Genomic DNA, 15360 nt, shown 5'->3' on the forward strand with positions numbered 1-15360 from the left:
GTTCCTCCTACTTTCTCATTTTAGGGTCTAAAGCATCACTCAATCCATCTCCAAATAAATTAAAGGCTAAAATGATTAAACAAATCATTAAAGATGGGAAGAATAATTGATATGGGAAAAGGTAAATAGCTCCCATAGCATCACTAGCTAACGTTCCTAATGAAGCTTTTGGCGCAGAGATACCAAGTCCGATAAAGCTTAAAAATGCTTCAGTAAATATAGCAGAAGGTATTAATAATGTCATTGTAACTATAATTGAACCCATAGCATTAGGTATTAAATGTCTAAATATTATTCTACTTCCAGATGCTCCTAAAGTTTTAGCAGCAAGTACGAATTCTTGATTTTTAAGTTGAAGAATTTCTCCTCTTACAATTCTAGCCATGTTTAACCAGTATGTAACCGCAAGTGCAATTATTATACTTGTTAAATCGCTACCACCAGCCTCACCAGGTTTACTTAATACAGTCATTAATAATACAACTATAATTGTAGTAGGTATAGCGTATAATATATCTACTATTCTCATCATTATATTATCAATTCTACCACCAAAATATCCAGATATTCCTCCGTATATAATTCCTATAACTATGTTTATAACAACTGATACGAAAGCTATTATCATTGAATATCTTGCACCATACATACATCTAACGAATACATCTCTACCTAATTGGTCTGTTCCAAACCAATGTGTTCCAGATGGTTTTAAATTTGCTGAATTTAAATCATTGTTAGCATAATCAAACTTAGAAAAACTAGGTACAAAAATTGCTAGCAATGTAATTATTACTATTACAACTAAAGATATAAGTGCTACCTTATTTCCTTTTAATCTTCTCCATGCATCTTGCCAATAAGTTACTGAAGGTCTAGCGATTTGTTCAATTTTCTTTTCTTCACTACTTAATGGCTCAAATAATTCTTTTGAAAATTCCACTTTATTCCCTCCAATTCTATGATTCTGAGTTTTCTAGTTTTATCCTTGGATCTATAAGGACGTATAAAATATCTACAACAAAATTTGCAACTATTAGGAATATACAAAAGAATACTGTTACTCCCAGTAAAGTTGTATAGTCTCTATTTGTAACAGATTGAACAAATTCTCTTCCAAGACCAGGAATAGAAAATATTTTTTCTACAACAAATGATCCAGTAAGTACTGCAGCTATAAGCGGTCCCATATATGTTACTACAGGAATCATTGAATTTTTAAGCGCATGCTTAAATATGACAGTAGTTTCACTTAACCCTTTTGCCTTAGCAGTTCTTATATAATCTGCTTTTAATACATCTATAAGTCTATTTCTTGTTAATCTTGTAATAAATGCTGTTGATGAACCTGCAAGCGCTATCACAGGCATTATATAATTTTTAGGACCTGAAAAGCCTGTTGCCGGAAGCAGTTTCCATTGAACTGCAAAGTAATAAATTAATACCGCCGAAATAACGAAACTCGGTATGGTAACTCCTAGGGTAGCTAAGAACATACAAAATTGATCCTGCCACTTTCCTTGTTTTAAGGCAGATACTATTCCAAGTAAAATACCTATAATTAAAGATGCTACTATTGATAATGCACCAACTTTTGCAGAAGCTGGGAATGAATAATTTACTATCCAATTTACTGTTCTACCCGGATAAGTAACAATTGAGTCACCTAAATCCCATTTAACTAAATTCCCTAAATAATTAATATATTGTTCTCCAAGTGGCTTGTCCAAACCATATTTAACTTCCAAATTCTTTTTTGTCTGAGCGGTCATCTTTTCACCATCAAATGGACCACCAGGCATGAATCTCATCAAGAAGAATGTAGCTGAAACAACAACCCAAATGGTTATTATGCTTGCAACCAATCTCTTAAGCACATACTTTAACATGTTATTCCTCCTCTTTACCTTTCGCCAAATACATACAAATAATTCAATTACAATTATATTATATTATCGTTAAAAGTCAATATAATATAGTAATATTTATTAACTTTCATTAGTACTTTGTTAATTTACTAATTATTTTTTTAACTAATTCTCATATACAGTACAAAAATAGAAAACGTTTGTATCCTTTTATATCAGCCATTTCAAGTTTTTAGGTCCTTTATCAGTCCAAATCATCTCCTTAATTTAGTATGGTTGTAAACATTAAAATTAATAAAAATATATACTTATAGATATCATTTTAATATTTTTATAAAAATATTAAAATTGTGTTTTATCATATATAAACCTAATAATAATTTTAACCATTCCTTGAAATAATTTCAATAAAAATATATTTCTATTAACATTATACTACTATAATTTGTCTATTTAGAATATATTTATCTTAATTAATAAATGCTTTTATATAAAAAGAAGATGTTTCAAAATCGAGTAATTAATACTACTTATGAAACACCTTCATTGGCATCTTTCTTTATAACATTATATTTCAGAAATAAATTGTTCAATTATATACAAAGCTTCAATCAAACTCTCTTTAGAATAACAATAGCTTATTCTAAAAAATCCATCACCTGCTACCCCGAAAGCATCCCCTGGAACACAGGCAAGTTTCTTTTCAAATAGAAGTTTTTCACAAAAATCCTTAGATGAAATATTATATTTCTTAATTGATGGAAATATATAAAATGCCCCTTTAGGTTTTACTACTTCTATTCCCATACTTTTTAATCTATTATAAACCAAATCTCTTCTTTCTACAAAGGATTTTTTCATTCTATCTAAATCTTCTAATGCCAAATCAAATCCATAATAAATTCCCCATTGAATAATTGATGGAGCACATGAGACATTATACTGATGTACCTTCATAATTTCCTTCATATATTTAGATGAAGCTCCAATAAAACCAATTCTAAGTCCAGTCATAGAAAACATCTTGGAGAATCCACCTATGTATATAATATTATCTTTTAATTCTTTAACTTGAGCTATTGAATAATACTCATCATAGCATAAAGAACTGTAAATTTCATCTGTCAAAGCAATTATATCATATTTTTTAATTAATTCAGCAATTTTTTTTCTATCTTCTAAAGATAAAATCGCTCCAGTAGGATTTGATGGGTAGGATAATATAATTTTCCTAATGCCATATTTCTTAATCTTATCTTCTATATCTTCTATATTTAGTGTGAAATCCTCATTCAAACTATATGTTACTGGCTCACTATCTATTATTTTTAATATATTCTCATATGCAGGATATCCTATAGCAGGTATTAGTACTTTCTCACCTGGTTCAATAAGCGCAGATAATACTGAATATAATCCTTCACTCCCTCCAATTGTTATACATATTTCATCAGCCAAAAATGAAATTCCTAAGCTTTCTAGATATGAAGATATTCGTTCTCTTAAGGGCAGTATTCCAGCATTTGATGTATATTCTGTCTTGTTTTCTTCTAACGCTTTTACTATTCCAGCCTTAATGCTCTCAGGCACATTGAAATCCGGCTGTCCAAGCGTCAAAGATATAGCCCCATCTACTTCATTAACTAAATTAAAAAATTTTCGAATTCCTGATATTTCAACTTTTTCGACATTTTTATTCATTAAAATTCAATCCCCCTTCTAGCTCTTACTCCCTTTGAGAAATAATGTTTTACTTCAACCATTTCTGTTACCAAGTCTGCTCTTTCAATAATTGATTGAGGCGCATTTCTTCCTGTTAATATAATTTCTGTTTCATTTCTTTTATTCTCAAACAAATTAATTATATCATTTTCATTCAGAAAACCATTATTAAGCACTCCAAATGCTTCATCTAGTATTAACACATCGCATTCTTCATTCTTCAACAGCTCTAACGCATAATTGTACTCATTTTTTATTTCAATTTTAAGTTCTTCAATTTGTTCTTTGTTTAAATTCCATACGAAATCTTTTTTACTCTCCATTCTTATAACCTTAAAGTTTTCTACAAGATTTCCTAATATTTTTAATTCACCTGTTTCATTGCTTTTTAAAAATTGAATCATTATAACATTAAGTCCATTTCCAGCTGCCCTAATCCCTTGACCAATTGCTGAAGTTGACTTACCTTTTCCATTTCCCGTATATATTTGAATCATTCCTTTTTCTAGTTTCATTTGATTCACTCCTTAGTAATATTTTATGTAAAAATGAATAATTTGCATTTTCCCCCTTTTAAGAGTACTGATAATTGTTTATAATTATACTTATTATAGCATAATTTACATACAAAATTCATTGAAGGGGTGATCACATGAGTTATAATTTTACAGATCCATATGAAATTGCAAGATTCATAAAAGAAGCTAAAAAGTCAACACCTGTTAAAGTGTACATAAATGGTGATTTAAGTGGTTGTGATTTTGGAAATATTGAGTGGTATGGATCAGCAAATTTTTATGTTCTATATGGAGAAAGCGATGAAATCACAAAATTAATTCTTGATAACAAAGAAAAAATCAGACATTTCAGGGATGAAATAGATAGAAGAAATTCTGCAGTACCTATGTTGAACTTACTAGAGGTCGATGCAAGAATTGAACCAGGTGCTATAATAAGAGACAAAGTAAAAATTGAAAAAAATGCAGTAATAATGATGGGGGCAGTAATAAATATAGGTGCAGAAATTGGTGAAGGTACAATGGTTGATATGAACGCCGTTGTAGGAGCTAGAGGAAAACTTGGCAAAAGAGTTCATCTAGGGGCTGGAGCTGTTGTTGCCGGAGTTTTAGAACCACCTTCAAAAGAGCCATGCATTATAGGTGATGACGTTCTTATAGGAGCAAATGCAGTTATCCTTGAAGGAGTTAAAATAGGTAACGGTTCTGTTGTTGCAGCTGGTTCTGTTGTTGTAGAAGATGTTCCAGAAGGTGTAGTGGTGGCTGGAACACCTGCAAAGATCATTAAAGAAGTTGATGATAAGACAAAGGATAAAACAAAGATATTAGATGATTTAAGAAAATAAAAAAATCGTCAAGGCGATTGTGAGCTGTCGATTTTTTTCTCGCATCTGCCTTTCCTCGGATCTGCCTTTCCAAACGCATGTGAGGAAAAATTGGCAGGCGACTAATTCTTTTTTTACTCTTTAGGGGCGTCTAGCAAATTCTTAGATAATAATTCAAACTTATGATGTTATCTTGAGCCTAAAATATTATAAATTCCTCGTAAAGAGTAAAAAATTAAACCTGGATATTCTCATATCCAGGTTTTTTTATACCTATAATCCCTATTTCTTTATATAAAAACTATTTGCTACGCTCCAAATGAAGTATTTTCTTGCAAACTTTGACTTTCTTCATTTTCAAGACAGCTTTCGTCTTCCTTTTGAACTTTTTCCATTTTAGAAATAGAAACTTCGTAAGCAACTTTTTTTATGACTTGATTTTCCCCAATCTTCTTTTGATATTCTCTACTTTGAAGTCTTCCCCAAATTCTAATATTGTCTCCTACTTCTAGTGTTTGACAAAATCTTGAATTTCTTCCCCAAGCAATTGTAGGAATGTAATCTGATTTATTATAAGCTCTATTAACTGCTAGTAACAAATCTGCTATTTCTCTTCCAAAAGGAGTTGTTCTGTAAACTGGCTCTTTACAAACGTATCCATCTAGGAAAATCTCATTAGGATTTTTACTTCTTTCTAGACAAGGTATAATATTTCTTGCAAATACAGTTAATATTAATCTGTTTGAACCATCAACAAATTTATTATAGCTTCTTAACTGTCCCTCAACTATTATATCCATACCTATCTCTAATTCTATTTCAGTTAAAAGTCTTTCAGAAACTGTTATACTTAAAACGTCAACAGAATCCGATAGTCTTTGAACCTCCATATTAAAGCTGTAAAATCCCTCACCATACATCTCATGTGAAAATTCTAACTTTGATAATACTTTCCCCTCTAAATAAATCTTATTGTTTAACATTAAATTGTCCATCTTTACCCCTCTCTCCATTAGTTTTTATAAAAACTTTATCAAAAGCCAATTATAGGAAATTTTTAGATATACATCAATTATAATACAATTCTTTTTATTTTTTCAATAAAATTGATTAAAATTCACAATTAATTTTTCTAAAAAAAGTTGTTTATATAATACTTAGCACAATTAATATTATATAATAAATTCAATTTATACAGTATATTTCCAGCTTTTAAGTATATTATCGTAATATCCTAATTATTTTTTACCTTACTTGTGAATTTTGACTCTTACTTATTATTATTATAATTAATGATAAAATATTAGCCCTTTAATCTATATATATTATGTTTATTTAATATTCATTACTTACAAACCCAATATTTTGTGCTATAATTAAGAAAGTAAAATCAAAATACACATTATAGACTTTTCTGATTTCAATTTATTATACAAATTCAATGGAGGGCAATATGAAGGAAAACACTCTAGAATTAGCTGAAAATAAGTTAATACTTTTATATATAGTTAAAAATATAAAATATCCATTAACCAAAACTCAATTAACTGATTTGGTTTTAGAAACTAGTTTTATAAACTACTTCACTCTCCAGCAATATATAAATGATTTAGTTACAACTGATTTCATTAAATATGAAGAGGTTAATGAAAAAAGTTTTATACATTTAACCTCTAAAGGAAATAGCGTATTAGATTTCTTCGGAGATAGAATATCTTCATCAAAATTATCAATTTTGGATGATTATATTAAAGAAAAAAGTGAAAAAATTAAAAAGGAGCTTACTATTCATAGTGACTACACTCTAGATAATAATAACTCCTTTTTAGTTAATCTAAAAGCATTAGAAAATGACTCCTTGTTAATTGATATTAAATTAAGTGTTGCTTCAAAAAAGCAAGCAGTTGATCTTTGTCATAAGTGGAAGGAAGACTCTTCTGAAATTTACACTAAAATTATAAATGCCTTAATCCAGTAAGTTATAATAAACCATATCATTAGGTTCTTTTCCTAAAGTTATGGTTTTTTCTATTTCTCTAGCTTTATTAATTATATATAGTTTATTCTTAAAATTATCTGCAACATATACTCTATCTTTAACTTCAATAATCCCTCTTGGCATACCACCGATTTTAATATCTGTATATCCCTCATTATCTACGTCTATAAATCCAACAGTTCCTTCTTCAAAATTTGAAACATATATATAATTTTCACTATAATAAAAATCTACAGGCCCAAACCCAACTTTATATTCATTAACTTTTTTACCACTTCTGAAATCATATATAGATATACTACCTCTTCTATTTAATCCCAAATTACTTTCACATACATATATTTCTTCATCGTTTTTAGATATATAACATTTTGTAGGTGTTTCTTCAACTTGTATATTTATTATCTTCTCATCTTGATTACAATCAAAAATTGTTATTTCATTCGAGTCCATATTTACTATTGCTGCCTTACCTGATTTATTTATATACATAAAGTGAGGATATACCCCTAAGGATATTTCCTTCATAATTTTTTTGCTAATTAAGTCAATTATGATTAAACTATTACTCTCACCACATAAAACATAACCCTTATTCCTATAAACCTTGATATCATTTGGATGTGATCCAATATATAAGTTTTCCATTTCTTTTTTTAATCTTATGGAAACTACTGATAAGGAATCACCATAACTATTTGCTGTAATAATATTTTCTCCCCATAAACATAATCCATGTGGGCCTGAGGGACATTCTCCTAAGACTATAGGACATACTATGTGCTTATAATTATTTAGATCTATAAAACTTAACGAATTAGAAGCAGTATTACAAATGCAAAGTCCTTCCACCTAACTTCACCCTCCTTATCTTTTGTATTACAATATATGTGTCTTATTATATAAATGATATTAATTTTTTCTAATATTATTTTAATAAAATACCATTAAACACCTATGCTCCAGTATTATAAAAACAGAAAGGCTAATAACAAAAGTAATTTTGTTATTAGCCTTTTATAAATTCATAACTATTTTTAAAGTAGCATTTTTGCTAAATAGCTTTCTATCAGTCTGGAAACTACATTAAATACTAGAATGAAAGCTCCCGATAACATTACATTAGTAAATATCTTACGTTTAATAGTATTCTCTAAACTTTCAATGTTCTTAAAGCTTCTATATATAAAATATATTGCAATAACCCATGGAATTAAATCTTCCTTTGATATTATAGGAAATATTAATGGTATCAATGCTGCAAAATAATATATTTTCTTCACGTTATTCCTCCTACTACTTATAGTAATTAGCCCTAATAAGCTTATCACTTAAATCGATAGCCTTAAGCATATCTTCTTTTTCCCCTTTATAGGATTCTGTTCCTATAAATTCTCTTGTTTCAAGCACCGTGAAATCTTTCTTTGTATTTAGTAAGTTTCGTCCTACTGTTTTATTGCTTTCTTTATCTAAGTTCACCCCAAATAGATATGCAACAGTTGGTAAAGTATCAACTTGCCCACCTTGAACATGTTTAACTTCTCCAGATATACTGTCATTATATATAATTAGTGGAACTTCTCTATTATTTTCTTTCATCCATGGCTCAAGTCCACTTGTTTTTTGAACTTCATCTCCATAAAACTTATGAACACCTTCATGATCTCCGTAAATTACTACAACAGTATTTTTTAGAATTCCTTCTTTATCTAATTTATCAAAGAAGTCACCTATATATTTATCCGTGTAATTAATACACTGAAAATATCCTCCAAGTTTTGTGTTCTCCAAATTGCTTGGTAGCTTTAATGTTTTATCAGCTTCTGGTAATTCAAATGGCGAGTGACTAGTTAATGTTACCGTATAAGATAAGAACGGGGCTTTTAATTCTTTTAGCTTATCGGCATATTGACTTAAATAACTTCTATCACTAATTCCTAAGTTAATTACTTCATCAATATTATAATTTGTTGAATCTGCTGTTTTTTGATATCCTACTGATTTAAGTACTGGCATCCAGTTCCAATATGACCCTTTATCAGGGTGAGAAGCAAAAGTTGAATATCCCATATTCTTAAAAATATTTGGGAAAGAATATTGATACTGATTTCCTGGATATCTAAATGCAGTGGCGCCTTCTCTAACTGGTAGTGTTGATGTATTCGTAACTATCTCCCCATCAGAACTTGTACCATTCCATGTTTGTTCATGAAAATTATCAAAATAATAAGAATTCTTTAGAATCCTGTTAAGATTTGGAGTAATTTCTTGTCCATTAACTTTTTGGCCAATTACAAAATTCTCTAATGATTCCCATTGAATTATAAGAACATTTTTCCCTTGCATACTATTAAAATACTTATTATCAGGAAGATTTTCTTTCTTTTTTGAGAACCAATCTTCAGTCTGTTTCTTTTCTTCACTTGAAAGTTCATATGGCTTAGATTCCTTATAATAATTATATGAATCGAAAATATGATATCCAATTGGAGTTAAATTTGATATAGTCTGATTCGGACTCCAACTCTTTCTAAATATCATCTGATTTTCAAACCCTTTATTATATGTATCTATTTTAATATGAGCATATGTTAGATAAAGGATAGGTAATATAAAGGCTATTAGAAATGCTACCAAATTTCTTTTTACTTTAATTTGCTTATCTCTTATTATCATAATTAATAAGATAACAATATCAATAATAAAAGCTAAGTCTATTAACCTGACCATAGAAATAATTGATGAACCTAAATTATCTAGATTGCTTGTCATTTTTAGCATATATAATGATATAAATGAAGAATTACTTCTAAAGTACCACAAATCACCTATCACAAATATTGTAAATATCACATTAAGTATTAAAAAACTAACTGCTTGTCCTTTTTTGGAAAATAAAAATCCAAAGGATAAAAATATTAATATAAAACTAAAATAAACTAAAAAAGGTGGATATGAATAAAACACCCTCATAGGGTTAATTCCATTTGCTTTATCATCTGAAATTAACGCCATAAATAAAATAGATTTAAAGAAAATAAGTATAAATGTAATTATAAAATACTTATTATGAACTATATCTTTTATTGTATCTCTAAATGTTCCCAAGAATCTTTTTTCCTTGTTAGTATTATATGCTAGCATAATTACCTCCAGTTATTAATAAGTATATTAATTATATCATCAATTTCTTTTTTAAATTTTAAATATTTTCTTAAATTTATAAAGCTCGGTATTTTCCGAGCTTTATTTACATATATAACTTAATCAAATATTTTTTCTAATTATCTTTCTCATATCTCCAATCATATAAAGTGAGCCACAAATTAAAAGCATATCATCTTCAGCTATTTTACTTACAGCATATCTATATGCCTCTTCATAATTATCCATGGAAATAGCTTTTATTTCTTGTTCTAGGATTTTATCCCTTAAAACCTCAGAAAGTTCTGCTCTGTCTGAATGTGGAGTAACTGCAACAACTTCTTTAGCTAAAGGGCATATTTCCCTAATCATTTCATCTACTTGCTTATCAGCTAATATTCCCAAAATCAATACTAAATTCTTATAATTAAAGTAAGTTTTTAGGTTTTCTTTAAGTTTTCTTATTCCATCTATATTATGAGCCCCGTCAATTAGTATATAAGGTTTACCACTTAGTAGTTCCATTCTACCCTTCCACTCTACTTCTTCTAAACCTTTATAAATATCGTTATCGCTTATAGATATCTCACCAAGTTCTGATAAAACCTTTATTGCTGTTATTGCAGTTAAGCAATTCACAACTTGATGTTTACCAAGTAAAGGTAAGTTTATTTCTAAACTTTTATTTTCTATATTGTATTTGATTCTTTGAAATACTTTAGAATCCTTTTGTAGCACTCCTAAGAATTCTGAAGAAATAGGATTAACATTATATATTTTTGATCCTAATTCCTTTGCTTTAGCTTTAATGACTTCTAATGCTTCTCGCTCTTGTGGATATAATATAACTGGAACATTCTCTTTAATAATACCAGCTTTCTCACTAGCTATTTCCTTTAAGGTATTACCTAAAATATTCATATGATCGAAACTAATTGAAGTTATAACAGTTAAAATAGGTGTTAATACGTTAGTTGAATCTAGCTTACCACCAAGTCCAACCTCTATTACTCCAAAGTCTATTTTCATATCATAAAAATATTTAAACATTATACATGTAATTACTTCAAATTCTGTAGGTTGACCTAAGCCTTCATCAGCAACTACATCAACAATTTCCCTAATTTCATTGACACACTTAGTCAAATGTTCTTTTGGAATATTAACTCCATCTATTTGTATGCGTTCCTCAAATTCTTCTAAATATGGAGAAGTAAACATACCAACCTTATATCCTGCTTCTTTTAATATATTACTTATCATAGCTGTGGTTGAGCCCTTGCCATTAGTACCTGCTAAGTGAATAAATTTTATTTTTTTATGTGGATTACCTAATAGCTCAAGTAACCGTTCCGTTCTACTTAATCCAAAATTCATACCGAACTTATTTAAACTATGAATATATTCAATACAATTTTTATATTCCATACTTCCTCCAACTTTTATGCTTCTTTTAACACCTTTTCCTTTATTACTTGAATTACTCCTTCTTCATCATTAGTTTTTGCTATAAATCTACTATATGATTTTACATCCTCTGGAGCATTTTTCATCGCATAACTATAATAGGCTTCCCCTAACATTTCAACATCATTATAATAATCTCCAAAAACCATTGTTTCTTCTTTTTGAACTCCTAGCAATCTTTGAATAGTTCTTAGTGATTTCCCTTTATTTATACCTTTCTTTCCTATATCTAACCAAACTTGTCCTGAAACTGTGATTTGAAATTCCTCTCCCCAAACAGGAGTTATTATATTATTAGAATTTTCTGCAGAACCTAATTTATCATGAATTGATATTTTAATAATATCATCCTCAACTAAAAGTAAATCATCAACTTTTTCATATTCATGATAATATTTATTAAACTCTTCCATAAATACTTCATCATCACTATTTTCAATATAAGCTCTTTTTTTACCACATAAAACTATATTGGTTTCTGGAACTTTTCTGGCCTCTTCAATAATTTTATCAACCTTTTCTTTTGACATAGTTGAGGAGTATAGTTCCTTACCCTTATACATTACATATGCACCATTTTCAGCTAAGAAAAGAATATCATCCTTTATTTCATGAAAATTATTTTTCAAAGTATGATATGGTCTTCCGCTTGCAGCAACAAAAACTACACCTTTATTTAAAACTTTTTTAGCTATCTTAAAGAAATCCTTAGGCAATTGCCCTTTTGAATTTAATAATGTTCCATCCATATCACTTGCAATTAGCTTAATCATATCTTTTCCTCCTAATGTTTCTTTATATATATTAATTTTAGTATTACGTCACTGTTACAATTTGATTTTAACACATATAATCTTAATATTACAAATGATAATTATTATTAACTAAGCTAGTAAATCCCATTAAAGGTTTTCATTCAAAAAGAAAACCCTAAGACTTTGAAATTGTCTTAGGGTAACTTTTACTATATTTGTTTATTTAATATTAACCTAACGCTTTAATTCTTAGAAGTACAGCTTCAAGCATTTCTTTATATTTTTCACCTTTAGCTTTTTCAGCTTCAACTACATCTTGAGGAGCTTTTGCAGTAAATCTCTCATTTGAAAGTTTTCCTTCTACTCTTTTAATTTCCCCTTCAAGTTTAGTCTTTTCTTTGTTTAATCTATCTAATTCCTTTTCTCTATCAACTAAATCTAATAGTGGCATAAATAATTCACCAACTTCAACTACAACTGAAACAGAATTTTCTGGAGCACTATTTTTATTTTCTATAAATTCCATCTCAGAAGCTGAAGCCAATTTTTCAAAGTAGCTTATTCCATTTTTAAATGCTTCTTCTGCTTCTTTATTTATATATGCAACAACCTTTGCTTTTCTTGATGGTGGTACATTCATTTCAACTCTTACATTTCTTAATGATTTAATAGCATCAATTATATATCCCATTTCTTTTTCTGCTTTTGCATCAACTAAGCCTTCGTTGTATTCTGGCCAACTTGAAATAGTAATTGACTCGCTTTCATCACATAAATGAGTATATATTTCTTCTGTTATAAAAGGCATAACTGGGTGAAGAAGTTTTAATCCTGTTTGAAGTACATCATATATTACATTGTATGCTATTCCTTTAGCTTTTTCATCTTCTCCATAGAATACAGGTTTAACTAATTCAATATACCAGTCACATAACTCATTCCACATAAAATCATAAACTTTTTGCAATGCAATTCCTAATTCAAACTTCTCTAAGTTATCTGTAACTTCCTTAATTAATGTATTACATCTAGATAAAATCCATCTATCAGCTAATGAATAATCTTTTTCGTCTTTATACTTATTCATTAAATCTTTATCTAAATTCATCATTAAGAATCTTGACGCATTCCATATCTTATTAGCAAAGTTTCTTGCAGACTCTACTCTTTCTGGATAATATCTTATATCGTTTCCTGGAGCATTTCCTGTAACAAGCATAAATCTAAGTGCATCAGCACCATAAGTGTCTATTACCTCTAATGGATCTACTCCATTACCAAGAGATTTACTCATTTTTCTTCCTTCAGAGTCTCTTATGATACCATGAATAAGAACATTTTCAAATGGTGTTTCTCCCATATTGTGAATTCCAGAGAATATCATTCTAGCAACCCAGAAGAATATGATATCATAGCCTGTAACAAGTACTGAATTAGGATAGAAGAAATCTAAATCTTCTGTTTTATCTGGCCAACCTAATGTTGAAAATGGCCATAAGGCTGATGAAAACCATGTATCTAAAACATCACTATCTTGAGTTATCTTATTAGATCCACATTTTGTGCATGAACCTGGTTTTTCTTCGCTTACCATTAGTTCTCCACATTCATCACAGTAGAATACAGGAATTCTATGTCCCCACCATAGTTGTCTAGAAATACACCAGTCTTGAATGTTTTCCATCCAGTTATAATATACTTTTTCAAATCTCTCAGGTATGAACTTTGTTTTCTTTTCTCTAACTACTTCTAATGCAGGTGTAGCAAGAGATTCCATTTTTACATACCATTGTTTTGATATGATTGGTTCTATTACTGTACTACATCTATCGTGTGTTCCTACATTATGAGTATGAGGTTTTATTTTTACAAGTAATCCTTCTTTTTCAAGATCAGAAACCATAGCTTTTCTAGCTTCATATCTATCTAAGCCTGCGTATTTTCCACCTAAAGAATTAATTACTCCCTTATCATCCATTATTCTAATTTCATTAAGTCCATGTCTCTTTCCTACTTCATAATCATTAGGATCATGAGCTGGTGTAATTTTAACAGCACCAGTTCCAAATTCAATATCAACATATTCATCTGCAATTATAGGAATCTCTCTTCCTACTAAAGGTAATATAAGAGTTTTTCCTACTAAATGTGAAAATCTTTCATCATTAGGATTAACAGCAACAGCCGTATCCCCTAGTAGAGTTTCAGGTCTTGTTGTTGCAATTTCTATAAACTCATCAGAATCTTTTACTGGATACTTTATGTGCCAGAAGTTTCCTTCTTGCTCTTTATATTCTATCTCCGCATCAGATAAAGCAGTTTCACATTTTGGACACCAATTTGTAATTCTGTTTCCTTGATATATAAGACCTTCATTATATAATTTAACAAAAACATGTCTAACAGCTTTGTTTAAATTCTCATCCATAGTAAAAGCTTCTCTTGTAAAATCAGCAGAAACTCCCATTTTTTTAAGCTGAGTTCTTATTCTTTCTCTATATTCATCTGACCATTCCCATACTTTTTCTAAGAATGCGTCTCTTCCTAATTCTTTTTTTACAAGTCCTTGTTTTAACAATTCATTTTCTACTTTAACTTCTGTTGCTATACTAGCGTGGTCTTCTCCTGGAAGCCAAAGAGTACAGTATCCTTGCATTCTCTTAAATCTTATTAGTATATCTTGAAGTGTATTATCAAGTGCATGCCCTAAATGTAACTTTCCAGTTATATTTGGAGGTGGCATAACTATTGTATATGGTTTTTTTGATCTATCTACTTCAGGAGTAAAATACTTTTTTTCCTCCCATATTTTATAAATTCTTTCCTCAAATTCTTTTGGATCATAGGTTGTTGAAATATTATTTTCGCTCATGTTATCCTCCTTAAAATACTACGTGAAATAAAAAAAAGCCTTAATCCTATAAAAGGACGAAGACTCGCGGTACCACCTTTTTTTCTACAACAATTGTTATAGACTCTTAATACTTTATCGGTATAGAACTACCGTCTTTACTTAATATAAATAAACAATACGTATACTTACTTTCAGCAAAGATGCTCAAA

Annotated in this window: 13 protein-coding genes and 1 other annotated feature (1 of these 14 running past the window's edge); of the genes, 2 read left to right on the forward strand and 11 right to left on the reverse strand. The window is 29.1% G+C overall.

The features are described from left to right. Positions 1-7: 7 nt before the first annotated feature. The 4 genes from L1S47_RS16475 to L1S47_RS16490 all read right to left on the reverse strand — a co-directional run bounded on the left by L1S47_RS16475 (position 8) and on the right by L1S47_RS16490 (position 4105). Complete coding sequence (locus tag L1S47_RS16475) at positions 8-943, reverse strand: ABC transporter permease (RefSeq protein WP_238884890.1); 936 nt, start codon at positions 941-943, stop codon at positions 8-10. A 16-nt stretch (positions 944-959) separates the two neighbouring features. Then, positions 960-1889 (reverse strand): ABC transporter permease, encoded by a 930-nt coding sequence (locus L1S47_RS16480; protein ID WP_202766466.1) that lies wholly within the window; start codon positions 1887-1889, stop codon positions 960-962. 546 nt (positions 1890-2435) lie between these two features. Then, on the reverse strand, positions 2436-3569 hold the full coding sequence (locus L1S47_RS16485; RefSeq protein ID WP_238884903.1) for a pyridoxal phosphate-dependent aminotransferase: 1134 nt from the start codon (positions 3567-3569) through the stop codon (positions 2436-2438). Further along, positions 3569-4105, reverse strand: a complete 537-nt coding sequence (locus tag L1S47_RS16490; protein WP_238884906.1) for a cob(I)yrinic acid a,c-diamide adenosyltransferase — start codon at positions 4103-4105, stop codon at positions 3569-3571. The genes L1S47_RS16485 and L1S47_RS16490 overlap by 1 nt, the downstream gene beginning before the upstream one ends. A gap of 137 nt (positions 4106-4242) precedes the next feature. On the opposite strand from L1S47_RS16490, the gene dapD reads away from it, so the two are divergent. After that, complete coding sequence (gene dapD / locus L1S47_RS16495) at positions 4243-4953, forward strand: 2,3,4,5-tetrahydropyridine-2,6-dicarboxylate N-acetyltransferase (protein WP_238884908.1); 711 nt, start codon at positions 4243-4245, stop codon at positions 4951-4953. Between the two features lie 287 nt (positions 4954-5240). Here dapD and L1S47_RS16500 read toward each other — a convergent pair whose 3' ends face one another. Then, positions 5241-5927, reverse strand: a complete 687-nt coding sequence (locus tag L1S47_RS16500) for a single-stranded DNA-binding protein (RefSeq protein WP_202766470.1) — start codon at positions 5925-5927, stop codon at positions 5241-5243. Between the two features lie 458 nt (positions 5928-6385). On the opposite strand from L1S47_RS16500, the gene L1S47_RS16505 reads away from it, so the two are divergent. After that, a complete protein-coding gene (locus L1S47_RS16505; protein ID WP_238884910.1) occupies positions 6386-6910 on the forward strand; it encodes a DUF4364 family protein in 525 nt (174 codons plus the stop codon). On the opposite strand, the gene L1S47_RS16510 is transcribed toward L1S47_RS16505, so the two are convergent. The 6 genes from L1S47_RS16510 to L1S47_RS16535 form a co-directional block, all read right to left on the reverse strand. Then, positions 6899-7783: a YncE family protein gene (locus L1S47_RS16510; RefSeq protein WP_238884912.1), complete on the reverse strand. Its 885-nt coding sequence runs from the start codon at positions 7781-7783 to the stop codon at positions 6899-6901. The two genes, L1S47_RS16505 and L1S47_RS16510, sit on opposite strands and share 12 nt — an antisense overlap. 185 nt (positions 7784-7968) lie before the next feature. Next, the gene (locus tag L1S47_RS16515; protein ID WP_238884914.1) at positions 7969-8214 is read right to left on the reverse strand and encodes a hypothetical protein; all 246 of its coding nucleotides are present in this window, start codon (positions 8212-8214) and stop codon (positions 7969-7971) included. 13 nt (positions 8215-8227) lie between these two features. Then, on the reverse strand, positions 8228-10075 hold the full coding sequence (locus L1S47_RS16520) for an LTA synthase family protein (protein WP_238884916.1): 1848 nt from the start codon (positions 10073-10075) through the stop codon (positions 8228-8230). Positions 10076-10198: 123 nt separating this feature from the next. Continuing rightward, positions 10199-11503 (reverse strand): folylpolyglutamate synthase/dihydrofolate synthase family protein, encoded by a 1305-nt coding sequence (locus L1S47_RS16525; protein ID WP_238884917.1) that lies wholly within the window; start codon positions 11501-11503, stop codon positions 10199-10201. Positions 11504-11517: 14 nt separating this feature from the next. Next, positions 11518-12315, reverse strand: coding sequence for an HAD family hydrolase (locus tag L1S47_RS16530; protein WP_238884919.1), 798 nt, complete (start codon positions 12313-12315; stop codon positions 11518-11520). Between the two features lie 211 nt (positions 12316-12526). Then, complete coding sequence (locus L1S47_RS16535; RefSeq protein ID WP_238884921.1) at positions 12527-15169, reverse strand: valine--tRNA ligase; 2643 nt, start codon at positions 15167-15169, stop codon at positions 12527-12529. A gap of 49 nt (positions 15170-15218) precedes the next feature. Further along, positions 15219-15360, reverse strand: a binding site (T-box leader) (it continues 99 nt past the right edge of the window).

It is taken from the genome of Clostridium sp. YIM B02551 (genome assembly GCF_022324735.1).
Taxonomy (GTDB): Bacteria; Bacillota; Clostridia; order Clostridiales; family Clostridiaceae; genus Clostridium_T; species Clostridium_T paridis.